General features: G+C 44.3%; 19 protein-coding genes. 6 read left to right on the top strand and 13 right to left on the bottom strand.

Going from position 1 to position 23,423, the window contains the following annotated elements:
- Nucleotides 1–46: 46 nt before the first annotated feature.
- The 6 genes from gyrB to O3627_RS07835 form a co-directional block, all read right to left on the bottom strand.
- On the bottom strand, nt 47–1,996 hold the full coding sequence (gene gyrB / locus O3627_RS07860; protein WP_371621333.1) for a DNA topoisomerase (ATP-hydrolyzing) subunit B: 1,950 nt from the start codon (nt 1,994–1,996) through the stop codon (nt 47–49).
- Nucleotides 1,997–2,008: 12 nt separating this feature from the next.
- Complete coding sequence (locus O3627_RS07855) at nt 2,009–2,575, bottom strand: HAD-IA family hydrolase (protein WP_032915978.1); 567 nt, start codon at nt 2,573–2,575, stop codon at nt 2,009–2,011.
- A 234-nt stretch (nt 2,576–2,809) separates the two neighbouring features.
- Nucleotides 2,810–3,358: a DJ-1 family glyoxalase III gene (locus tag O3627_RS07850; RefSeq protein ID WP_371621332.1), complete on the bottom strand. Its 549-nt coding sequence runs from the start codon at nt 3,356–3,358 to the stop codon at nt 2,810–2,812.
- 72 nt (nt 3,359–3,430) lie between these two features.
- A complete protein-coding gene (locus O3627_RS07845; protein ID WP_125341642.1) occupies nt 3,431–4,663 on the bottom strand; it encodes an FtsW/RodA/SpoVE family cell cycle protein in 1,233 nt (410 codons plus the stop codon).
- A 12-nt stretch (nt 4,664–4,675) separates the two neighbouring features.
- Complete coding sequence (locus O3627_RS07840) at nt 4,676–5,656, bottom strand: YeiH family protein (protein ID WP_125383129.1); 981 nt, start codon at nt 5,654–5,656, stop codon at nt 4,676–4,678.
- 99 nt (nt 5,657–5,755) lie between these two features.
- On the bottom strand, nt 5,756–8,200 hold the full coding sequence (locus O3627_RS07835) for a bifunctional DnaQ family exonuclease/ATP-dependent helicase (protein WP_125383127.1): 2,445 nt from the start codon (nt 8,198–8,200) through the stop codon (nt 5,756–5,758).
- Between the two features lie 135 nt (nt 8,201–8,335).
- On the opposite strand from O3627_RS07835, the gene O3627_RS07830 reads away from it, so the two are divergent.
- A complete protein-coding gene (locus tag O3627_RS07830; RefSeq protein WP_315687573.1) occupies nt 8,336–8,974 on the top strand; it encodes an MBL fold metallo-hydrolase in 639 nt (212 codons plus the stop codon).
- A gap of 69 nt (nt 8,975–9,043) precedes the next feature.
- Here O3627_RS07830 and ftsX read toward each other — a convergent pair whose 3' ends face one another.
- The 3 genes from ftsX to prfB form a co-directional block, all read right to left on the bottom strand.
- On the bottom strand, nt 9,044–9,970 hold the full coding sequence (ftsX, locus tag O3627_RS07825) for a permease-like cell division protein FtsX (protein ID WP_002895888.1): 927 nt from the start codon (nt 9,968–9,970) through the stop codon (nt 9,044–9,046).
- Nucleotides 9,963–10,655 carry a cell division ATP-binding protein FtsE gene (ftsE, locus tag O3627_RS07820; RefSeq protein ID WP_002895890.1) on the bottom strand — a complete coding sequence of 231 codons (693 nt, stop codon included), beginning with the start codon at nt 10,653–10,655 and terminating at the stop codon, nt 9,963–9,965. Before ftsE ends, ftsX begins: the two co-directional genes overlap by 8 nt.
- 44 nt (nt 10,656–10,699) lie before the next feature.
- A protein-coding gene (gene prfB / locus O3627_RS07815) for a peptide chain release factor 2 (protein WP_097677707.1) occupies nt 10,700–11,795 on the bottom strand; the annotation gives its coding sequence in 2 pieces (ribosomal slippage) (nt 10,700–11,722 and nt 11,724–11,795; 1,095 coding nt in all).
- Between the two features lie 310 nt (nt 11,796–12,105).
- Here prfB and O3627_RS07810 point away from each other — a divergent pair.
- Nucleotides 12,106–12,966 carry a metallophosphoesterase gene (locus tag O3627_RS07810; protein ID WP_002900641.1) on the top strand — a complete coding sequence of 287 codons (861 nt, stop codon included), beginning with the start codon at nt 12,106–12,108 and terminating at the stop codon, nt 12,964–12,966.
- Here O3627_RS07810 and O3627_RS07805 read toward each other — a convergent pair.
- From O3627_RS07805 to O3627_RS07795, 3 genes are all read right to left on the bottom strand, one after another.
- A complete protein-coding gene (locus O3627_RS07805) occupies nt 12,960–13,751 on the bottom strand; it encodes a DUF2785 domain-containing protein (RefSeq protein ID WP_002906849.1) in 792 nt (263 codons plus the stop codon). The two genes, O3627_RS07810 and O3627_RS07805, sit on opposite strands and share 7 nt — an antisense overlap.
- 88 nt (nt 13,752–13,839) lie before the next feature.
- Nucleotides 13,840–16,536 carry a cation-translocating P-type ATPase gene (locus tag O3627_RS07800; protein WP_371621331.1) on the bottom strand — a complete coding sequence of 899 codons (2,697 nt, stop codon included), beginning with the start codon at nt 16,534–16,536 and terminating at the stop codon, nt 13,840–13,842.
- A gap of 284 nt (nt 16,537–16,820) precedes the next feature.
- Nucleotides 16,821–17,207 carry a DUF1934 domain-containing protein gene (locus O3627_RS07795; protein ID WP_187759440.1) on the bottom strand — a complete coding sequence of 129 codons (387 nt, stop codon included), beginning with the start codon at nt 17,205–17,207 and terminating at the stop codon, nt 16,821–16,823.
- Between the two features lie 115 nt (nt 17,208–17,322).
- On the opposite strand from O3627_RS07795, the gene O3627_RS07790 reads away from it, so the two are divergent.
- From O3627_RS07790 to O3627_RS07775, 4 genes are read left to right on the top strand one after another with little or no spacing between them, the layout of a single operon-like run.
- On the top strand, nt 17,323–18,624 hold the full coding sequence (locus O3627_RS07790; RefSeq protein ID WP_002919284.1) for an HD domain-containing protein: 1,302 nt from the start codon (nt 17,323–17,325) through the stop codon (nt 18,622–18,624).
- 1 nt (nt 18,625) lies between these two features.
- The gene (gene yidA / locus O3627_RS07785) at nt 18,626–19,435 is read left to right on the top strand and encodes a sugar-phosphatase (RefSeq protein WP_002906855.1); all 810 of its coding nucleotides are present in this window, start codon (nt 18,626–18,628) and stop codon (nt 19,433–19,435) included.
- Nucleotides 19,435–20,649, top strand: a complete 1,215-nt coding sequence (locus O3627_RS07780) for an aminoacyltransferase (RefSeq protein WP_002906856.1) — start codon at nt 19,435–19,437, stop codon at nt 20,647–20,649. Before yidA ends, O3627_RS07780 begins: the two co-directional genes overlap by 1 nt.
- 14 nt (nt 20,650–20,663) lie before the next feature.
- On the top strand, nt 20,664–21,899 hold the full coding sequence (locus O3627_RS07775) for an aminoacyltransferase (protein ID WP_268682983.1): 1,236 nt from the start codon (nt 20,664–20,666) through the stop codon (nt 21,897–21,899).
- 33 nt (nt 21,900–21,932) lie between these two features.
- On the opposite strand, the gene O3627_RS07770 is transcribed toward O3627_RS07775, so the two are convergent.
- A partial coding sequence (locus O3627_RS07770; RefSeq protein WP_371621330.1) for a GBS Bsp-like repeat-containing protein occupies nt 21,933–23,423 on the bottom strand: 1,491 nt, incomplete at its 5' end.

Genomic DNA, 23,423 nt, shown 5'->3' with positions numbered 1-23,423 from the left:
GATTATATCATATTTTTGCCCATAATGGTTGATTTTTCTGATTTTTTTAGACGTCGAGCGTACTGTATACAGCATTTTCTTCGATAAATTCACGACGAGGTTCAACGCGATCCCCCATCAGCATGTCAAAAATCTTGTCAGCTTCCGCTGCATCATCCACTGAAACCCGTGCCATCAAGCGATGTTCAGGATTCATAGTTGTCTCCCACAGCTGATGGTCATCCATCTCTCCGAGCCCTTTATAGCGCTGAATGGTTGGCTTGGAGCGACCTTCACTGTAGCGAGCCAAAGCAGCTTGAAGCTCTTCTTCTTGGTTGGCACCTGGCTGGATGTATTCTTTGACTTCACTTCCGACCTTAACACCATAGATTGGCGGCTGAGCGATATAGACAAATCTAGCTTCCAGAACCGGCTTCATATAGCGGTAAATCAAAGTCAAGAGCAGGGTCCGAATGTGAGCACCGTCTACATCGGCATCGGTCATGATGACTAATTTTTGGTAGCGGGCCTTGCTGACATCAAAGTCAGCACCGAAACCAGTTCCCATAGCAGTAAAGAGACTGCGGATTTCTTCATTGGCCAATATCTTGTCCATGCTGGCTTTTTCAACATTGAGAATCTTACCACGAATTGGCAGAATGGCCTGAAATTCACGGTTACGACCGGACTTAGCTGAACCACCCGCTGAATCCCCCTCCACGATGAAAAGTTCAGTTTCCTGTGGGTCGTTGGACGAACAGTCAGCCAATTTACCTGGCAGATTGGAGATTTCCAAACCAGACTTCTTGCGGGTTACTTCCCGAGCTCGCTTGGCAGCAATTCTGGCCTTAGAAGCCAAAATTCCTTTTTCAACGATTTTTCGAGCCACAGCAGGATTTTCCAAAAGAAAATCTGAGAAAGCTTCACTAAAGAGGCGATTGGTAATCTTGACCACTTCGCTATTGCCCAGCTTGGTCTTGGTCTGACCTTCAAACTGAGGATTGGGGTGCTTGACAGAGATGACCGCTGTCAGTCCCTCACGAACATCTTCCCCAGTCAGATTGTCCTCGTTTTCTTTGAGAAGCTTGTTTTTCTTGGCATAGTCATTGATAACCCGAGTCAGGGCAGTCCGGAAACCTTGCTCGTGCGTTCCACCCTCGTGGGTGTGGATGTTATTAGCAAAGCTCATGACTGTTTCATGGTAGCCAGTCGTATACTGCATAGCTACTTCAACCGTAATGTCGTCCATTTCGCCGTCAGTATAAATCGGCGTTTCAAAGATTACATCCTTGTTTTCATTGATGTATTGGACATAGCTGGCAATCCCACCCTCATAGTGGTAATCCTTGACCTGCTCCATTCCATCTCGCTTATCAGTGATGGAAATTCTGAGACCACGATTGAGGAAGGCCAGTTCTTGTACCCGCTTATTGAGCTTTTCAAAGTCAAATTCTACTGTTTCAGTGAAAATCTCTGGATCCGGTGTAAAGTGAACTGTCGTACCAGTACGGTCTGTCTCACCGATGATTTCTAGGTCCGCGACTACATGACCGCGACGGTATTCTTGGTAATGAATCTGGCCGTTTTTATAAACGCGGACATCCAGTTGAGTGGACAGGGCATTTACAACGGAAGAGCCCACACCATGCAGACCTCCTGATACCTTGTATCCGCCACCACCGAATTTTCCTCCGGCATGGAGCACGGTAAAGACGGTTTCCACGGCTGGGCGGCCAGTTTTCTCCTGAATATCAACAGGAATTCCCCGACCGTTATCTACTACCGTGATGGAATTGTCTTTTTCGATAAAGACTTGAATGTGACTGGCAAAACCAGCCAGCGCCTCATCAATTGAGTTATCAACAATTTCCCATACTAAATGGTGAAGACCTTCCTTGGAGGTCGAACCGATATACATTCCTGGACGCATACGAACGGCTTCTAAGCCTTCTAAGACCTGAATCTGACTGGCATCATATTCCTGGGCCTGTATATCTTGCTGCTTTTCTTCTGTCATAGTGTTCCTTTTCTAATCAATATCTATAAATTCTTCAAGATGCTGCATATTATCAAAGAGATAGGTGTCAAAGCCAGCTGTCTGCCCTGCTTCAATATCCAGCGGACGGTCACCAATGACCAAGCCAGAGGCAATCTGATACTTGTCTTTTAGATAGAGCATGGAGTCTGGAGAGGGTTTCCTTGGAAAACCATTTGCAGCTGTCACCACTTCTGTAAAAGCTGATGAAATGGCAGTTTTCTCCAAGATTTCCAGTACTTGGTTGTCCCGGTGAGAGACCAGAAAGTTCCGCCCACCCTTGGCCACAATCCGCCTAAGCAAGTCTGCCGCGCCGTCAAATAAGACAGGGTGAGTCAACTCTTCTGCTTCATTGGCCTTATAAAACTTTAAAAAGTCTTTTTCTTGGGGAGCAAACTGCTGGACTGCATAGTCCGTAGACACCTTGAGGGCCTTATAAACTTCGTCGTGACTAGCTTGCAGACCAAACTCTTTCAAGGTTTGAACAAAAGCTGCTGTCGAAGTTTCATAATTATCCAAGAGTGTTCCACCTAAATCCCAGATGTAATCTTGATAATTCATACCTTTCATTATACCATAATTTTCATGAAAAAGGGGCTAATATTTGCCCGAATCCAGCACTTTTCCGACTTTTTTCAAGCCTTTTTCTAAACAAAATATCTCAAAGAATCTAAAATTTAAAAATGGCTGCTGGTTTCGTCCTTTTCAACAGCTCTAAATCCGTTCCATATAGAGGACCGCAAAAGTCATAAGGATTCAAAAAAGCTGGGAAACATTATGAATCCCAGCCTATTTTTAATTTCCAAATACATCTGTATAAAGCATAGCATCAGCCAACTGGTCAGCGTCTCCTCCCAGCTGACGAACCAGCTCATAGGCAAAAGCCAAGGCAGTTGATGGACCACGGCTAGTAATCAGCTTCCCATCAACAAGAACTGTTTCTTTCCGGTAAGTTCCATTTTTAATATTGTCTTGCGCACCATCATAGCAAGTGAAATACTTACCAGTCAAGACACCTGCGCGGTCAAGAGCAATGGGAGCGGCACAAATGGCAGCGATGAATTTGTCCGACTGCTGAAAGTCCTTCAAAAGCTGCATCAGGCGGTCATCATCACGGAGATTGGCCGATCCTGGCATCCCCCCTGGCAAAATAACCATATCATAGTCATCCAGCCGACCCTTCCAGACCTGATCCGCTTGAACAGTGATGGCATGAGATCCAGTCACTGATTCATCAAAACCAATCATATGGCAGACAAGACCTGCACGGCGCAAGACATCCACAACTGTCAAGGCCTCGATTTCTTCAAAGCCGGGAGCTAAGAGTAAAGCTGCTTTTTTCATAAAAATATCCTTTCTGAGATGAGCCAGTCACAAAATCGCATCTGATTTGTGAGTCAAAAACTTGCTTTATTTTTATTTTAATTTCTTCAGTACGACTTTTTTACGGACAGCTGGAATTCGCTCCTTCTTTTCATCCGTCAGGCTGTTCTGATAGGAGACGGACAGTAGGAGACCAACACCGATAAGATTACTGATGATAGAAGAGCCACCCTGTGAGATAAAGGGCAGCGGAATCCCTGTCAGAGGTAGAATCCCTGTCACCGCTCCAATATTTTCAAAGATATGGAAGAGCAGCATCATGATAAAGCCAGTTGAGATATAGGTGTAAAACTGGTTGTTGGATTTAATCGTAATCTTGAGCATGCGATAAATCAACAGTAAATAGAGCATGATAACCAAGGTTGAGCCCAGAAAGCCAAAATCTTCCGCAATGACAGTGAAAATCATATCACTTTCCCGAACAGGCACCAAGAGATTAGAGACATTAAAGCCTTGGCCAGTCAGACCGCCGCTTCCGACAGCGATTTGTCCCTGTGCTTGCTGGAAGGTGGTCGTCTGAGCGTAGTCAAAAGGATGAAGCCAAGCCAAAATCCGATTGATTTGGTAGGTTGGCATGCCTAGATTATGCAGAAAGGCACGACCGCCATCGGAAATAAAGATAAAGAGAAATCCTCCCAACAGCAGGACTCCCGTCAGAAAGACCGGCAGAATAATCTTCCAAGAAACACCTGACAGTAGAACGATACCGCCATATATAGCAACAAAAACTAAAGCTGTCCCCAAATCACTCTGAAGGGTTAACAGAACCAGAACAGGCACTGTGTAGAGCCCAAGCTTCAGAATCAGAAAAAAGTCTAAAGCCAAGGTTCGCTCATCCTGCTTGTGCTGCTGGAGAAAATGAACCACCAGCCGCGACAGCATGAGAATATATGAAATCTTCATGAACTCCGAGGGCTGAAAGAGGGTCACACCACGAATAGCAATCCAGTTTTTTGCACCAGTGGAGGCTACCAGAGATTGGCTGTAAAAAATCAGAGGCAAGACCATGAGGCCAAGACCAAAAACATAGAGATAAGGCGTAATTTTCCAGAGAAACTTGGTGTTAAAAAACATGAGGATAAAGCTGAGCAAGAAGCCCACCGCAATCCAGGCAATCTGCTGACCAACCATGGGCCAGGCATTGTCAGGATAATCATGACTAACAGCAATGTATATAGCCACAACTCCGATTGAAAGCAGCATCAAAACGGGCAAAATTAAACTATAATCAATCCGAGACTCAAACGTCCGTCTTTGATAGGGCATAGTCCCTCCTTTTTAGAAAAAATACTGGATAATCAAGCTGGAAACAGCGACGCAAAACCAAGCGAAAGCACCAGTCAGCAAAGGCGCTGCTCCTGCTTGCTTAAACTGCTTAAAGGAAACCTTTGCGCCAATAGCTGCCAAGGCCATAGCCATCAGCCACTGAGAAATGAATTTTGTATAGGGGATGACAGAGGCCGGCAGAAATCCAAGACTGCTGATAAGTGAAGCTAGGACAAACCAAGCTATAAACCAAGGAAAAATCTGTTTCAAGTTTGTCTTTTGTGACGACTTCTTAGACTTGATATAGCGATAAGCTGTGAAGATCAAGCAGGCCGGTACAATCATCAGAGCCCGACTAAGCTTGACAATAGTCGCCAAGTCCCCAGCTGACGGGCTATATGTATAGCCTGCTGCCACTACTGACGAAGTATCATTGATGGCTGTTCCAGCCCAAGTCCCGAAAAAGGTATCCGACATCTGCAGCAAATGCCCTAAAAAAGGGAAAATGAATACTGCTAAAATATTGAAAAAGAAAATAGTGGAGATGGACAGGGCAATTTCCTCTTCATCAGCGTCTAAGATTGGTGAAGCAGCCGCAATGGCAGAACCTCCGCAGATGGCTGTTCCAAAACCGATTAAAATAGTCAAGACACGGTTCATCTTAAAGAAACGGCCAGCCAGATAAGCCGCCAGAAAGGCTATCAGAATGGTGATAAGACTGATACGAAGAGAAGAAATCCCTGTCTCAGAAACCTGACCAATGGACATGGAAAATCCCAAAAAGATGATGGAATACTGCAACAATTTCTTCCCCGAATAGCTGAGTCCTTCCTGAAAAACAGCCGGCAGCTTCATGCTGTTGTTCAAAACAATCCCAAAGACAATAGCCAAAACACTAGAGCCTATCAAGGGAAGCAAGCCGCCTAAAAAGATAGAAACAGCCGCTATGCCAAAGGACAACAGAATTCCTGGTAAATATTTTTTCACGAACACCCCTTCTTTCCTATGCCTCTCATTATAACAAATTTTGTCCCAAAAATCTGAATGAACCTAAAAAATCAGCCAATAAAAATCAGCTGATTTCAGATAGTTTCAGTCAAAAAATTCTTGTAATTCCTGCATAATGGCTGCCTCTGGCAGAATATCCAAAGAAGCCAATTGTGACAGATGATGCTGAATCTGCTTTCCATAGCGTTTACTAGAAATGCGATTATCCAAAAGAATAACAGCTGATTTCTGATGCTCATTGCGCCGGGTCCGGCCAATAGCCTGCTTAAGCCGTAAGATGGCAAGAGGCAGTTGATAATCATAAAAGGCATTCTTACCTTCCGCTTTCAGGCGGCTGTTAATCTTTTGCACAAAGAAATCCTTGGGATTGTCAAATGGAATCCGAGTAATCAGCTGAATAATCTGGTCTTGCTCAGCAAAATCAGCCCCCTCCCAGAAGCTGCCAGAGCCCAAAAGGATACCTGCCTCTCCTCTATCAAAACGGCGTTTGATATTGCCGGCATCGCCATTTTTATATTGGGCCAAATGCGGCAGAGCCAGCAAGTCCGAAACAGCCAAAAGCAAATCTTTAGAGGTGAAGAGGACGACGATAGGCAGACCAAGTTTTGCCACTTCTTGCAGGCAAGCAACAATCTCTCGAGTAAAATCCTCAATTGACAAATCCACTACTGCTGGAAAACTTTCATCTAAAAAGAGCTTCTGCAGTGGCTTCTTCTTGCTTTTCAGCTTGTAAAAATGATAACTTTCAAAGCCTAGCAACTGCGCCAGATTGACCTTTGAGCTGATTTCCAGAGTAGACGAAACCAAGATAACCTTGGCCCTTTCAGGCAAAAAGTCTGTAAAATGCAGCAATTCTGAACGGCCAGCATGCAGAGTCATCAAGCGATGATCTGCCAAAACTTCATCAACCAACCAATAATACTGGTATTTGCCACTGAACAAGTGCTGCAGCTCAGGCAATGAACTTGTCTTTAACTCGGACACATCCTGAAGCAGTCGGGAAATCTTTTCCGGACTTAGCTCTGATGCTTTCTTGCGATGCTTCTCTGCGGCATCAGCCAGCTCAAACTGAATGCTTTGCAAAAGCCGTTGCTGCAGAAGTTTCCCTTCTTCCTGAAGGAGATGATTTATCTGCTGCAGCGTTTTAGTTAGATTTATACTGGACTGAGAGAAGCTTTCCAAGGCGAAAAACATCTTCTGAGCTTCATCAACTACCAGAATACGATTGTCCAGCAAAGACTGGTCATCCTCTAAACGCGTCAGCAGGTATGCATGATTGGTAACCACGACTCGACTAGTAGCTGACTTGACCTGTCCCAACCGCCAAAAATCTTCCTCATAAAAAAGAGAATGTTTGCTTAGCTTGCCATCATGACGGATTTCATTAAAGTAGCTTGAGAAGCGATGAGCCTGTCCGATTTCATTCAAATCACCCGTTTTGGTTTCTGTCAGCCAAACCAAGAGTTGCAGTTTGCAGCGATTAACCAAACGGTTGTCATATTCCCTGTCCAGTGTCTGATAGAAATGGTCCAGCTTGAGATAATTCTCCGGACTCTTGAGACTGTGAAAGGAAATACCAAATACTTCCTCCAACAATCGCCCTTCCTTTCGCAACAGCTGGTCCTGCAGAATCTTAGTCGGAACCGTCACTAGTACTTTTTCTTGACCTCTAGACAAGATAGGCAGCAAGTAGCCAAAGGTCTTACCTAAGCCTGTCTGCGCCTCTAAAAAACTAGCCTCCTGCTGGTCCAGAGCTTCCTCCATAAAGCGAGCAAACTTGAGCTGTTCTGGCCGCTCTTCTAAGCCCAGCAGGTATAGATTGGTCAGGAAATCCTGCGACAGCTTCTTTTCCGAAGTCAGCTTTTGGGGACGTCGCAGGAAAATACCATGGCAGGATTGCAGTTCCTTATCTTGCTGATCCGGCATTGTCTGATAAACTTCCTCGATAGCCAGACGCGACTCATAGATAATGCTATCCGCCAAAGTTAGCATTTTCTCAACCAAGGCCTTGGGCAGGCTCTTGATTTTGTCTTGTATTTTTAAAAATAGCTGAGCCGTTGCTTGAGCATCTGCCAGAGCAGTATGGGCGTTTTCCAAAGAAATATCCAGCAGATCGCAGAGATTACCCAAGGAATATTTATCAAAGGTCGGGTAAAAGACCTGAGACAACTCCACCGTGTCCACACGCGGTGTCAGCAAGTCAAACCCTTCCCAGAAAAGGGCCTCCGCTAGTAGATTAGCGTCAAACTTGACATTATGAGCAACAAAAATCGCATCCTGAATCAGCTCATATACCTCCGCTGCTACCTGAGAAAACTCCGGGGCTCGGCCAAGCCGCTCATCATCCAAACCTGTCAACTCTTTGATATGCTCATCCAGTTCCTCATGAGGATTGACATCTGTTTCATAAGTCTTAGTAATGATTCCATTTTCAATCAGAACAATGCCAATCTGGATAATCTTTGCACTGCTGCCCGTTCCTGTAGCCTCCAAGTCCACAACGGCATACTTATAATCATTTTGTGTCATACTGCTATGATTATATCATAAAAGCCTTTCTGAGACATCTGAAAATTTTCAGCCCTAGCCTAGAAAGCAATTCTGTGCAAAAAATTTTCTTTTCTGTTACACTCAATAGCAGAATACATTTTCCGAGGAAATCAGATGAAAATTCATAAAATTATCAACCTTGTTGCTTTTGAAAATACCTATATCTTAGAGAACGATCAGGGTCTCCTAGTCATCGATCCTGGCAGTGACTGGAAAAAGATTGAGCGCAAGCTGGAGGAACTCGCCAAGCCTGTGATTGCTATACTCTTGACCCATACCCATTATGACCACATTATGAGTTTAGAAAAGGTCCGGGAGCACTATGCTGCCCCACCTGTCTATGTGGCTGAGAGTGAAAGCAGCTGGCTCTACACACCGACAGATAACCTATCTGGTCTGGCGCGCCATGCTGATCTGGATGATATTATCTGTCGACCAGCAGAAGAGTTTTTCTCCTACGAAACAGACTATGATATTGGAGGCTTTCACTTCTATGTGCTTGCAACACCTGGCCACTCCATCGGAGGTGTCTCTCTAGTCTTTCCTAATGACTGCCTTGTTTTGACGGGCGATGCCCTCTTTCGAGAAAGCATCGGACGAACGGATCTGCCGACAGGAAACATGGAGCAATTGCTGACATCCATTCGCGAGAAACTTCTGGTATTACCTAAAGACTACGCTGTTTATCCTGGGCATGGTCATGATACCACTATTTCACATGAAAAAATCTTTAATCCATTTTTAGCTCAGTAGCCATTAAAGCAATTAACTATAACAAAAATAGAGTTTGAAATTCTTCAAACTCTGTTTTTTTATGATTTGTTAAATCTTCAAGAAGCGTCTCATAGAGATGATAGATCCCAATGATCCGATAAGAATTCCCAACACAAAGAGTGCTGCTATCATAATCGGACTAAAGAGTTTTGGATCAATCATAGAAAGTCCTTGACCTACCAAGCTCTTATTCATAGTCTGGTAGGCTATACCATATGTCAAATACACTACAAGTGACGGAACTGTTGCTCCTAACAAGCCAATCCATGCTCCTTCAAACAGAAATGGACCGCGGATATAGCTATTTTTGGCACCAACCAAGCGCATGATTTGAATCTCACGACTTCGGGAAATAATGGTAATCCGAATAGTATTGGAAATGAGAAGGATAGCAATGAAAATCAGAAGCGCTGTCCCAATCAATCCCCATGTTTGGATGAAATTAGAAAACGCAAAGAGATTTTTGGTATTGGTACCACCATTTTGAACCTCTGATACACCATCAATCTTACGAGCATCTTTTGTAACAGATTCTACATACTTAGGTGCCTTGGTCTCAACAATATAAGCATCGTAAAGAGGATTATTTTCTTCATCAAAAACATCCCACTCACTACCCATGGTCTCTGTTAGCTTATTATACTGCTCTTGCTTACTAGAAAAAGTAACCTTCTCTACATTTTTCATAGAAGTCAGAGCATCATAGACCTTGTGATAGTCTTCATTCTGAACTGTTTGACCTTCTTTTACAATCGTTTCGCTATTATCGAAAACATCCTTACGCATGTATACCATGACGCGGACATTATTGGAAATATCATTTGCCAACTTGGCTGTATTTAAAATTACTGAAGCAAAGACAGCCACTAAGCTCAAGGTAATCATAACCGAGCTGACAGCCGCTACAGTCATCCAACCATTCCGCGTAAGACTCTTAAGCGACTCAATCAAATGACGAAAAAATCTTCTAATCATCGTATCCGTATTCTCCTTCCGCTTCATCACGTACCACACGGCCATTTTCAATAGCAATAACGCGGTGACGCAGAGTATTTACAATCTGGCTGTTGTGGGTGGCCATCAGGACAGTTGTTCCCTGAAGGTTAATCCGCTCCAGCAGGTTCATAATCTCCCAAGAATTATCTGGGTCCAAGTTTCCTGTCGGCTCATCCGCAATCAGGACTTTAGGGTTGTTAGCAATAGCACGCGCAATGGCAATCCGCTGCTGCTCACCACCGGAAAGCTCATTAGGGAATGAGCGGACCTTATGCTTAAGACCAACCAGATCCAGCACTTCCATAACCCGCTTTTTAATATTACGGCGGCGCTCACCGATAACTTCCATGGCGTAGGCAATATTCTCATACACCGTCTTTTTAGGAAGAAGTTTGTAGTCTTGGAAGACGACTCCAACCTGACGGCGCAGCATTGGAACATCGCGCTTCTTAATCTTAGCCAAGTCAAAATCAGCTACTTTCAGACTTCCCTTATCCAGCTTTATCTCCCGGTAAAGCAAACGAATAAAGGTTGACTTTCCTGCTCCTGAAGGACCTACAATATAGGCAAACTCCCCAGGTTCTACGTTAATAGACACACTACGCAGAGCAGTGGTCCCGTTGCCATACTTCTTGACAACATCTTTCATTTCAATTATTGACATCTATTGAAATTTCCTTTCAATCTAATTCTAATCTCTTGCATTTCCTAGTTCAAACGCCATTTCAAATAAGCGTCGATGAAACCATCCAAATCTCCATCCATCACCTTGTCCACCTGTGCTACTTCGTAACTGGTCCGATGGTCTTTGACCATAGTATAAGGCGTAAAGACATAGGAGCGGATTTGGCTGCCCCAGGAAATCTCCTTCTTATCTCCCTTGAGTGAATCGACTTCGGCTGCTTGTTTCTCTTGCTCTAGCTGATAAAGCTTGGCCTGTAGCATCTTCATCGCCCGATCACGATTTCCATACTGAGTCCGGTCAACCGTAGACTGCACCACAATTCCTGTAGGAATATGCGTCAGCCGCACACCAGTCGAAACTTTATTGACGTTCTGCCCGCCGGCTCCTCCCGAGCGGAAAGTGTCCATCTTAATATCGTCATCGCGAATTTCCACCTCAATGGTGTCATCTAACTCTGGCATGACCTCTACTGAGGTGAAGGAAGTATGGCGACGCTTGGCTGAGTCGAATGGCGAAATCCGGACCAAACGGTGGACTCCCATTTCTGACTTAAGCAGACCATAAGCGTGCGGTCCTTCAAATGAAAGGGTCACCGACTTAATGCCTGCCTCATCTCCCGCTTGATAGTCCAAGACCTCTACTTTGAAACCCTTGGCATTGCCAAAGCGTGTATACATACGCAGCAGCATATCTCCCCAATCCTGGGCCTCTGTACCACCAGAGCCCGGGTGAATTTCAAGGATAGCATTGTTATTGTCGTAAGGCTCAGATAGGAGCAGGGTCATTTCGTAGCTGGTCATCATTTTCTCGAGTTCAGCCAGTTTTTCTTCCAACTCACCCTGAACCGACTCATCTTCAGCCAGAAAATCAAGCAAGATTTCCGATTCATCAAAAAGCTCGGTCATTTGATGGAAATTTTCATAGGTTTGCTTGAGTTCATTTAGCTCTTGAGAAGTCTTCTGGGCTGCAATGTTGTCATCCCAAAAGTCGGGTTCTGTCATCTTATTTTCTAAGATGGCAATTTCTTCTTCCAGACCTTCTAAGTCAAAGAGACCCCCTGAAAGAAGCTAATTTTTCACGATTTGCGTCAATCTTTTGACGAATTTCTGAAATGTCCATAAATACCTCTTTTCACATATCGTTTAATTATAACATAAATTAAACAGTTTGCCTAATCTCACATTCAGCAGCTTACATTTTATCGGATTTTCCCTAGCTAGGCAAGACAAGCGACTCCTTGTCACTTAATTGTTAGAAAAGTAATATAATGACATGGGGTTGGAAGAATTATTTCAAGCCTTCCTAGACTTCATCTATGGATAAACGAAATACAAAATTACGATAATTTATGAGGTGTTTAGATAAAAGGGAGAAACTCCATAGGACCTTAAGCATTTTCAAGTTTTGAAAAATATGCTAGACTAAAATTATGACAAGAATCGGATTTATGAGCGACCTCCATCTGGACTCCAACCAGTTTGGAGATTTTGAGCGGCAAGTTCTTCGCCAGCTTTTAAAAGAGGAAGGGATTGACCACCTACACATTGCAGGAGATTTGTCCAACGACCTGACCAAGATCAGTTTGCCCTTTCTTGAAACTTTGAAGCAAGAGATTCCCCTCTCTTTTAATCTGGGAAACCACGATATGCTGGGACTTTCTGAGCAAGAAATTTCAAACTATGATTTTCAGATCCAGCAATTTGGCCAGACCAAGCTCATCAGCTTTTCTGGCTGGTACGACTACAGCTTTGGTCCAGAAAAAAGCAAGGAAGAGCATCTGAGAACCAAGACTAATTTCTGGTTTGACCGCAGATTGGAGCGTCAACTCGACGACCCTAGCATTACAGCTCAGACACTGCAAGAGTTAGAAAAACTGCTGATGACTTTAGATGGTCCCATTATTGTTGCTCTGCATTTTGTCCCCCATCAAGACTTTCTATACGACCATCCCTACTTCCAGCGCTTCAACGCCTTCCTAGGAAGCCAAGCTTTTCATCGGCTCTTTGTCAAATACAGGGTGAAAGAAGTGATTTTTGGTCATCTCCATCACCGCCACCAAAGCCGTGTTATCGAAGGTGTCCGCTACCATATGCGTCCTCTGGGCTATATCCGCGAATGGGAACTGACTCGAAACTTTTTTAATGACTTTCCTCAGTATAAAATTCCCCAGATGTACCGCCTGCACAAGCGTTATAATGCTGTTAAAGATTTAGCCGAATTTCGAGACTATAAGAAAAAACACCTAGCAGACGAACTGCGAGATGCTTTAATGGTGATTGAAGTTCAGTAATGAAAATGTTGAATAGCAGTTCTCAGCTCATCTGAGAGCTGCTTTTTGCTGTCCAACTGCACATAGACTTCTAATAAACAGGAACGAAAATTGGAAAAAGCAATGAAGTCTTGGTTACTTTCCAATGGAAAACTCTGTGATTGAAGCCACAGTCTAAGTTCATGCTGCGACAGTTTTTTCTTTAAGACAGCTTGATAGAGCACCTGGGATAAGCGCCAATCCTCATCATTTCCGAAACGGACTGAAACTCTTTTAAAAACTTGATGAATGATCTCTAAAACCTCTGGCATCCTACTGGAGGGGAAGTCCGGATGACAAGCCACTTCTGTCAATAAGTCTGCTCCATGAGCGAAGGCATGAACCCAACCGTATTTCCTGGAGTAACCCCTTGTGTCTCTTTCTACTGACAAGTAGGTTAGCCCCTTATCTAGTAAGTATTTTCTTCCTTGCACTGATAAAGCCTGATAATACGAAGAATTTGGATTGCCATCACAGTTTAAGAGATTAGCATAAAGCAAAGCCGTGAAGGAACGTGTTAAGGTAGCTTGACCATTTTTATCACTCATATAAAAAAGTCCTTGTCTTTTGACTGCTTCTTGAGCTAAGAAACGAAACTGTTCAGCTGAAAACAGATCATCCTGAAGTCCCCTTGCTATGGACGAAAAGACTAACTCATCACGGATTTTCGCTTCTGGATGATCAATATGATCCAGTAACCATAAGATTTCTTCCTCATAATATAAAGGAGAAGCTTCTTCCAACTTCTTTCGTAAGTTTTGATACATACTTTCACCGTCCTTTCGAGTTGCTTTCTTTGAATTTGATTATATCGCCTTGTACGCAAAAAAGCCATCCGTAGATGACTTTTTGCTATTAAATAGCATTTTTGTCCATACCTAATTTACGTTGGATGAACTTAACAATTTCAACAATGACAATCATGGCAAAGCTACCAATCAGAACAACTGTCCATTGTGACAAGTCCAGTTTGGTCACATGGAAAATCTTTTCCAGTGGATCAATTACAATAGTTGAAATCAATAGGATGAAAGAAACCAGAATAGACCAGTTAAAGGTCTTAGACTTGAATGGACCAACTGTAAAGATAGATTGATAAACAGATTTTACATTGTAAGCATGGAAGAGCTGGATAAGGCCAAGCGTTGCAAAGGCCATTGTCAAAGCGTCCGCATGGATAGTCTTGACATCACCGACATGGACGGGATTAGAGATAGCATAACCATAAACCGCCAGAACCAAAGCCCCTTGCAAGACACCCTGATAGATGATAGAGCTCATCACTCCACCTGAGAAGAAGCTAGACTTACGGCCACGAGGCTTATGACTCATAACACCTGGCTCAGCAGGCTCAACTCCCAAAGCAATTGCTGGGAAGGTATCCGTTACTAGGTTAATCCAAAGCAGATGAACTGGCTGCAACACATCCCAGCCAAAGAGGGTTGCCAAGAAAATAGTCAGTACCTCAGCTGTATTAGCTGAAAGGAGATACTGGATAGTCTTTTGAATATTAGAGAAGACCTTACGTCCTTCTTCCACGGCTACAATGATGGTCGCAAAGTTATCATCTGCCAGAATCATGTCAGAGGCACCCTTAGATACTTCTGTACCGGTAATTCCCATACCGATACCGATATCAGCTGTCTTCAGAGCTGGTGCGTCATTGACACCATCACCTGTCATGGCTACGACCTTACCTTGGTTTTGCCAAGCTTTGACAATCCGTACCTTATGCTCAGGAGAAACCCGTGCATAGACAGAGTATTGGCCAACAACCTTTTCGAATTCTGCATCAGAAAGCTCATTGAGCTCTGCACCAGTCAGGACATGGTCTTCAGTATCTCCCTCTTCGATGATACCCAAGCGCTTAGCGATAGCTTCAGCTGTATCCTGATGGTCACCAGTAATCATAATCGGACGAATACCTGCTTCCTTGGCTACACGAACAGCTTCTGCTGCTTCTGCACGTTCTGGGTCAATCATACCGATTAAACCAGTAAAGATTAAATCATTTTCTAGATTTTCAGATGTCAGGTCAGTCGGAACTGCATCAATAATCTTGTAAGCACCAGCCAGCACGCGCAGAGCTTGGTGAGCCATCTCTGAGTTGTTAGACTTAATCAGCTGTGAAGTAGCATCATCAATCGCTGCAACATCTCCAGCCTTATCACGGGCAACACAGCGTTTCAATAGTTGATCTGGTGCTCCCTTGACTGCCACTAAGAATTTCCCATCTGGCAATGGATGGACAGTAGACATGAGCTTACGATCTGAATCAAAGGGCAGCTCAGCTACACGAGGATATTTCTCTAAAAAGGCCTTCACATCATAGCCCTTGTCCAGAGCATATCGGATAAAGGCTGTTTCTGTTGGGTCACCAATTAGCTTCCCTTCTTGGTCAATCTTAGTATCATTGGCTAAGACAACCGAACGTAAGAGCGGCAGCTCCAGCCCAAGTTCAATATCTTGTCCAGCTTCATTCAGGACTCCGTCATAAAAGACTTTTTCGACCGTCATCTTATTCATGGTCAGGGTACCAGTCTTATCTGAAGCGATAATCTCAGTTGATCCCAAAGTCTCAACAGCCGGAAGCTTACGGACAATCGAATTCCGCTTAGCCAGAACCTGAGTTCCCAAAGCTAGCACAATGGTAACGATAGCAGGCAGACCTTCAGGGATAGCCGCAACTGCCAAGGCTACAGAGGTCATCAGCTCATCCAGTGGATTTTTCCCTTGAATGAAGACACCGACTACAAAAGTCACTGCAGCAATCACCAAGATAGCATAGGTCAGAACCTTAGACAGACTATTAAGATTTTGCTTAAGAGGTGTGTCCGTTTCATCCGCATCCTGCAACATACCTGCGATATGGCCGACTTCCGTATACATCCCTGTATTGACAACCAACCCAACCCCACGACCATAGGTCACATTTGAGTTTTGGAAAGCCATATTGACCCGGTCGCCAATACCAGCATCTGCAGCTACCTCAACAGTCAAATCTTTCTCAACCGGAACAGACTCACCTGTCAAAGCTGCTTCTTCGATTTTCAGTGAATTAGCTTCTAAAAGTCGCATATCCGCTGGGACAACATCACCGGCTTCCAGTCTAACAATATCACCAGGTACCAACCCCTTAGAATCTACTTCTGTGACATGACCATCACGCAGGACACGTGCAGCCGGGCTGGACATGGATTTGAGAGCTGCAATGGCTTCTTCAGCCTTGCCCTCCTGATAGACACCGAAGATGGCATTGATGATTACGACTGCTAAGATGATTAAAGCATCTGCGATGTCTTCGCCGCCTGATGTGACAACAGACAAGACAGCTGCTACCAACAAGATGATAATCATCAAATCCTTGAACTGCTCCAAAAACTTCATTAAGAGAGATTTTTTCTCCCCTTCATCCAGTTCATTGCGGCCATAATCAGCTAAACGCTTGGCTGCTTCTTGACTGGACAAACCTTGCTCTGAAGCGTCCAAAGTTTTGAAAATTTCCTCAGGACTCTGGGTGTAAAAAGCTTGGCGCTTTTGTTCTTTTGACAATGTATTCCTCCTCTTGGCCTCTTTTATTTCTGAACTTTTCTGACCACTACGACTCATCATCTTGAGCCGCACCAGTCATATCCAAAAAGTCAGAAACAAAAAAGAGACCTGTTTATTAACAAGTCTCGCTATTTCATACAAGGCCGGAAATTTCTTTCGTATTGACGACCTTGTAACGGTTATTCCGTTAGCTACTCCCTTGAGTTAGAAACTATTATACCAAATTTTCAGGCTTTTGCAAGGGAAACATCATGATTTTCAAGAGATTTCTCAGAGAATTACAGCTAACCCCAGCTAATCTCCATTTCATAGCAGGCAAAAATCTGCTCTCCATCAACTGTTTTTAACTGATAATGAAGTTGCAGAACCTGCTTGGTCAAATCAACTTTATAGAAAGAAGTATCGGTCACAAACTGCTGGAAGCCCACAGGTGTATGGATGCCAACTAGCGCCTGACCTTGACTGATGAAGCGCATGATGGACTTAGGCTCAGAAAAGCGCGTCATAACAAGCTCTTTATCGTGAAACTTCAGAACTACTTTCTCTCCTTCTTCATTCTTGTATAGCAGATAATGAAAGTCTCCTTTTTGCGTCCAGTCCGTATCGTAGACCTGATCGATTAGCTCGGTATGCCCGTCCAGCTGGATGTGATTTTTTATTCTGATTTGCATCTTCATCTCGTTTCTCTTTTTCTTTCCCTATTTTATCAAAAAAAGGATAAAATTGCTCTTCTTTCAGTTGCAGCTTTGATTTTTTTCCTACTATGATTTGTGGTATAATGGTAACATGATTGAAAAAGTATTTCGGGACCCAGTTCATAATTATGTTCATGTGGACCATCAGGTTATCTATGATTTAATCAATACTAAAGAATTTCAACGGCTGCGCCGCATCAAACAGCTGGGTACTTCCGGCTATACTTTCCACGGCGGGGAGCACAGCCGTTTTTCGCATTGTCTGGGAGCTTATGAGATTGCTCGGCGCATCACCAAGATTTTCAACGAAAAATACCAAGCCAACTGGGACAGCCATGAAAGCCTACTGACCATGACAGCCGCTCTCCTGCATGACTTGGGACACGGAGCTTATTCACACACTTTCGAGCGCCTTTTTGATACTAATCACGAGGACATTACGCGGCAAATCATCACCAGTCCTGAAACAGAGATTCATCAGGTACTGGTGCAGGTTTCACCAGATTTTCCAGAAAAGGTAGCTAGCGTTATTAACCATACCTATCCCAATAAGCAGGTGGTCCAGCTGATTTCCAGCCAGATTGATGTGGACCGGATGGATTATCTCTTGCGCGATTCCTTCTTTACTGGCGCTTCCTATGGGCAATTTGACTTAACCAGAATTTTACGAGTGATTTGTCCAGTAGAAAACGGCATCGCCTTCAAGCGCAATGGCATGCATGCGGTGGAAGACTACGTAGTCAGCCGCTACCAGATGTACATGCAGGTCTATTTCCACCCGGCCAGCCGAGCGATGGAAGTTCTGCTGCAAAATCTGCTCAAGCGAGCTAAGTTCCTCTATCCGGCCCAGAAAGATTATTTTGCGCTGTCATCGCCCAATCTCATTCCATTCTTTGAAAACAGAGTGACCCTGCAGGATTATCTGGCCTTGGATGATGGTGTTATGAATACCTATTTCCAAGTCTGGATGACTAGTCCAGACAAGATTTTATCTGACTTGGCTCAGCGTTTTATCAACCGCAAGGTCTTTAAGTCTATCGTCTTCTCTCAGGAAAACGAAGGGCATTTGGATATCATGCGAGACCTAGTTGGACAGGTTGGTTTTGACCCTGATTACTATACTGCTATCCATCGTAATTTTGATTTACCTTACGATTTCTACCGGCCTGACGTTGAAAAACCCCGGACCCAGATAGAAATCCTACAAAAAGATGGCAGCTTAGCAGAACTGTCCAGCCTGTCTCCTATCGTCCATTCGCTAGCCGGGACCAGACAGGGTGATAATCGCTTCTACTTCCCCAAGGAAATGCTAGCAGAGACCGGACTTTTCAGCGAAAAAAACCAGACCTTTATGCACTATATCAAAAACGACCAATTTACCTACGGAGAATAATATGTCTATCAAATTAGTTGCCGTTGACATTGACGGTACCCTTTTAAATAACCAAAAAGAAATCACTCCTGAAGTCTTCAGTGCTGTTCAGGATGCCAAAGCTGCTGGTGTCAAAATCGTCATTGCAACCGGCCGTCCTATTGCAGGCGTTCAAAAGCTTCTCGAGGATCTAGAGCTTAATCAGCCAGACAACTATGTCGTTACTTTCAACGGCGGACTGGTGCAGGATACTGTCACAAGTCAAGAATTAATCAAAGAAACACTGACCTATGACGACTATCTGGATATCGAACTGCTCGGGCGAAAATTAGGTGTTCACATGCATGCCATCACCAAGGACGGCATTTATACAGCCAATCGCAACATCGGCAAGTACACTGTTTACGAGTCCAATCTCGTCAGCATGCCAATCTTCTACCGCACACCTGAAGAAATGGCCAATAAAGAAATCGTCAAGTGCATGTTTATTGATGAGCCGGAAATTTTGGACGCGGCCATTGCTAAGCTGCCACCGGAATTAGCTGAAAAATATACACTGGTTAAATCAGCTCCTTTCTATCTGGAAATTGTCAAAAAGACTGTCAATAAAGGGGCTGCTATCCTTCATCTGGCTGAAAAACTTGGCTTAAGCAAGGAGCAGACTATGGCTATCGGTGATGAAGAAAACGACCGCGCCATGCTGGAAGCCGTTGGCTCTCCTGTTGTCATGGAAAACGGCAAGGAAGAACTCAAGAAAATCGCCAAATATATCACCAAATCGAACGACGAATCTGGCGTAGCGCACGCTATTAGAGAGTGGGTTTTAAAATAATGTTTAGTTACAAAATTGGAATTTCAGCTCAGGAACACGACGATTTTGTCACGGCTCATCCGCAGGCCAATCTTCTGCAGAGTTCAGCCTGGGCTCAGATTAAGGATAACTGGGCCAATGAGCGCTTGGGCTTCTATAAAGACGACCGCTTGGTTGCTGCAGCCAGTGTCCTGATCAAGCCACTGCCCTTAGGGATGACCATGCTTTATATTCCGCGCGGTCCCATCATGGACTATGGTGACAAGGAGCTGCTGACCTTTGTTTTGGCCTCGCTCAAGAAATTTGCCAAGGAGAAAAAAGCGCTCTTTGTCAAGTTTGACCCTAGCCTCTTTCTGGCAGAAAGCAAGATGGGTGCTGAATTGCAAGACAATACAGAGACGGTTGAGCTGATTCAACAGTTACAGGAAGCAGGAACTGTCTGGGTCGGACGGACTGAGTCTCTGGACGAAACCATCCAGCCTCGCTTGCAGGCCAATATCCATAAAGAAGATTTCAGCGAGGATCTGCTTTCTAAGAGTACTCGGCAGGCTATTCGCACAGCCCGTAACAAAGGCATCCAAATCCAATTTGGCGGAGCAGAATTACTGGATGACTTTTCAGCCTTGATGAAAAAGACAGAAAACAGAAAAAACATCCACCTGCGTGGAAAAGACTATTACCAAAAACTCTTGGATACTTATCCTGAGCATTCCTATGTCACCTTATCCAGCATTGATCTAAAGGCACGATTGGAAGACTTGCAGGCTCAGCTGACCAAGACACTCAAGGAAGCAGAGAAATTTACCGAGAAAACCAAGCCTGGCAAGATTGAGAATAACCAGCAAGAACAGAAACGCCTCCAAGAAGAGATTGACTTCCTGCAGGACAAAATCAGCCAAGGTGCTACTGTCGTTCCCCTGTCTGGCACACTGGTCTTGGAATACGGCAAAACCTCTGAAAATATCTATGCCGGAATGGACGAGGAATACCGCCGTTACCAGCCAGCCATTATCACTTGGTACGAAACGGCCAAACATGCTTTTGAGCGCGGAGCTGATTGGCAAAATATGGGCGGAATCGAAAACGATCTCAAGGGTGGTCTCTATAGCTTTAAATCCAAGTTCAATCCGACCATTGAGGAATTCGCTGGTGAGTTCAACCTGCCAACTAATCCCCTCTACCACCTCTCTAATCTGGCCTACACACTCAGAAAGAAACTGCGCAGCAAGCATTAACAGAAAGGAAGCCTATGACCTTTAAACTTCTCAGCCAAGAAGAATTCATCCAGCATACCTCAGCTAGCTCCCAACGCTCTTTCATGCAGACCGTAGAAATGGCAAAGCTGCTGAGCAAGCGTGGCTTCAGTACCCAGTATGTTGGCTACACTGACCCACAGGGACAGGTAGTGGTGTCTGCTGTCCTCTACAGTATGCCGATGACTGGCGGCCTCCATATGGAAATCAACTGCGGCCCTGTCTCTACCGATGCTCAATACTTGACTCCCTTCTATCAATCTTTGCAGGCTTACGCTAAAAAAGAAGGCGCTCTAGAGCTCATCATCAAGCCCTACGAGACTTATCAGACCTTTGACAGCAATGGCCAGCCCACATCTGATGAAAAAGTCGAGCTTATCCAGCAACTGACTGACTTGGGCTTTGACTTTGACGGTTTACAGACGGGCTATCCAGGCGGGGAGCCTGATTGGCATTATGTCAAAGACTTAGCTGGTCTGACGGAGAAAGACCTGCTCAAATCCTTCAGTAAAAATGGTAAGGCGACTGTCAAAAAGGCGAATACCTTTGGTATCAAGCTAAAAAGGCTGGAACGTGACCAACTCAGCATTTTCAAAGACATCACAGCTGCTACTTCTGACCGGCGGGAATATGATGACAAGCCACTAGACTACTATCAAGATTTTTATGATAGCTTTGGTCAGCAGGCGGACTTTATGACAGCCAGTCTCAACTTCAAGGACTATCTTCAGAACTTACAAAAAGACCAAGAGAAACTGGGCCAAAAAATCCAGAAACTGCAGGCTGACTTGGAAAAAAATCCTCAATCTGAAAAGAAGCAAAATCAGCTGCGAGAACTTTCCAGCCAGTTTGATAGCTTTGAAACCCGCAAAGCTGAAGCCCAAGAACTAATTGATAAGTACGGCGACCAAGACCAAATCCTGGCTGCCAGCCTCTTTATCTACACCCCTCAGGAAACAACTTACCTCTTCAGTGGATCTTATCCTGAGTTTAACAAATTCTATGCCCCTGCCCTGCTGCAGGAATATGTTATGACCGAAAGCATCAAGAGAGGCATTCCATTTTATAATTTCCTCGGCATTATGGGAATTTTCGACGGTTCTGACGGTGTTCTGCGCTTCAAACAAAACTTCAACGGCTTCATCGTTCGAAAAATGGGAACTTTCCGTTATTATCCTAACCCTCTCAAGTTTAAGTTGCTTCAGCTCATAAAGAAAATTCTAAGACGTTAAAAAACCAAGGTTTCCCTTGGTTTTTTTGCGTGTTTATTTATAACGAGGTGTCGCAAAACCACGGATATTCCCGTGACCGATGCGGTAAGTGTTGCGTTTAACTACGTTATTGCTGTTGCCTTCAATCGTGTGAATGATACCATTCTCAACTTTTTCGACAATACCGATATGATCAGCCCAGCCATCATTTTGCTGGGTATCTTTGTCCCAGTTAAAGGTGATGATATCGCCTGCGCTAGGAGTCGAATTACCATCTTCATTCCAGATACCCAGTCTTTGGAAAATATGAATATGGCGCTCTACACCGCACTCACGGCCGATAAGATCGCTCAAGCCTTCTCTTTGAAAAATAACCGTCGTGAAAATGTCGCACCAGTCATCTGTGTTTTTCACAGCATAGCCAACTGGCAGCGGTCTGACACTGTTATAATCGTCGACCAAGCGCTGATGCTCTGCACTGCCTCCCCTGACACCTACCATAGCAGCTGCCGCCGCAAGAACACGGTCTCGCTGACTAGCTGCCTGAGGACGGTTTACAGAGATAGAGGTCTTTTCTCCACCAGCTCCCTGCAGCTGATTTTGATTATTTAAGTAATACAAGTGAACATTGTACTCGCCTGCATTATTCTTATGGTCACGCGCATATACATGCTTACGATAAGTACCATCAGCCTGACGATCCGCTGTGTACCACTGGACATCATCTTGGCCATTCGCTTCTGACCAAGTCGGCAGGTAAACTGTCTTGAGTCCTTCTGGTGCCACAATGCCTGATACTACAATATCAAACTCTCCAGTATCATTATTTTTATTTTGAATACTGATTTTACCCTGCGGCTTACTGATAGACACATTGGTCTTGATGCCGCCTGCTCCTACTAGCTTGCCATCATTTTGCACATAGTAGAGATGAACATTATATTCGCCTTGAACGTTATTATGGTCGCTCGCACGAACATGCTTACGATAAGTGCCGTCAGCTTGACGTTCTGCTGTGTACCACTTGATATCATCTTGGCCGTTGGCTTCAGACCAAGTTGGCAGGGAAACTCCCTTCAGACCACCTGGCGATACGATATCTGAAACTACAATATCAAAATCGCCATTTTCGCTGTTACGATTCTGGATACTGATTTTACCCTGTGGTTTAACTGCTGACACATTGGTTGTAGTACCGCCAACACCGACTAACTGCCCGTCGTTACGGACATAGTAAAGATGGATATGATACTTACCAACTGAGTCTTTATGTTTACTAGATTCAACAGTAACTTTATAGGTACCATTAGCCTGCTGAGTAGCTGTATACCAGATAATATCGTCTTGACCGTTAGCTTCAGACCAAACCGGAACACTGACAGCAGACACTTCATAAGGGGCAGAAACGTTCGAAATCACAACATCAAAACTGCCGTTGACATTATTCTTATTTTGAATACTTATGTTGCCCTTTGGCTTACCTAGAGAAACATTAGTTTTGATGCCACCAGCACCAACCAGATTGCCATCATTTTGCACATAGTA

It is taken from the genome of Streptococcus sp. 27098_8_82 (assembly GCF_041431615.1).
GTDB classification, from domain to species: Bacteria; Bacillota; Bacilli; order Lactobacillales; family Streptococcaceae; genus Streptococcus; species Streptococcus sanguinis_K.
This window is presented reverse-complemented; position numbering and strand designations above follow the sequence as displayed.

What these genes read in the sequence shown, in the direction of transcription:
- O3627_RS07790 (WP_002919284.1), top strand. Translation starts at nt 17,323, where the DNA reads ATGATTGAAAAAGTATTTCGGGACCCAGTTCATAATTATGTTCATGTG.
- O3627_RS07805 (WP_002906849.1), bottom strand. Translation starts at nt 13,751, where the DNA reads ATGTATCAAAACTTACGAAAGAAGTTGGAAGAAGCTTCTCCTTTATAT.
- O3627_RS07795 (WP_187759440.1), bottom strand. Translation starts at nt 17,207, where the DNA reads ATGCAAATCAGAATAAAAAATCACATCCAGCTGGACGGGCATACCGAG.
- O3627_RS07845 (WP_125341642.1), bottom strand. Translation starts at nt 4,663, where the DNA reads ATGCCCTATCAAAGACGGACGTTTGAGTCTCGGATTGATTATAGTTTA.
- O3627_RS07810 (WP_002900641.1), top strand. Translation starts at nt 12,106, where the DNA reads ATGACAAGAATCGGATTTATGAGCGACCTCCATCTGGACTCCAACCAG.
- ftsE (WP_002895890.1), bottom strand. Translation starts at nt 10,655, where the DNA reads ATGTCAATAATTGAAATGAAAGATGTTGTCAAGAAGTATGGCAACGGG.
- O3627_RS07835 (WP_125383127.1), bottom strand. Translation starts at nt 8,200, where the DNA reads ATGACACAAAATGATTATAAGTATGCCGTTGTGGACTTGGAGGCTACA.
- ftsX (WP_002895888.1), bottom strand. Translation starts at nt 9,970, where the DNA reads ATGATTAGAAGATTTTTTCGTCATTTGATTGAGTCGCTTAAGAGTCTT.
- O3627_RS07775 (WP_268682983.1), top strand. Translation starts at nt 20,664, where the DNA reads ATGACCTTTAAACTTCTCAGCCAAGAAGAATTCATCCAGCATACCTCA.
- gyrB (WP_371621333.1), bottom strand. Translation starts at nt 1,996, where the DNA reads ATGACAGAAGAAAAGCAGCAAGATATACAGGCCCAGGAATATGATGCC.
- O3627_RS07830 (WP_315687573.1), top strand. Translation starts at nt 8,336, where the DNA reads ATGAAAATTCATAAAATTATCAACCTTGTTGCTTTTGAAAATACCTAT.
- yidA (WP_002906855.1), top strand. Translation starts at nt 18,626, where the DNA reads ATGTCTATCAAATTAGTTGCCGTTGACATTGACGGTACCCTTTTAAAT.
- O3627_RS07850 (WP_371621332.1), bottom strand. Translation starts at nt 3,358, where the DNA reads ATGAAAAAAGCAGCTTTACTCTTAGCTCCCGGCTTTGAAGAAATCGAG.
- O3627_RS07780 (WP_002906856.1), top strand. Translation starts at nt 19,435, where the DNA reads ATGTTTAGTTACAAAATTGGAATTTCAGCTCAGGAACACGACGATTTT.
- O3627_RS07855 (WP_032915978.1), bottom strand. Translation starts at nt 2,575, where the DNA reads ATGAATTATCAAGATTACATCTGGGATTTAGGTGGAACACTCTTGGAT.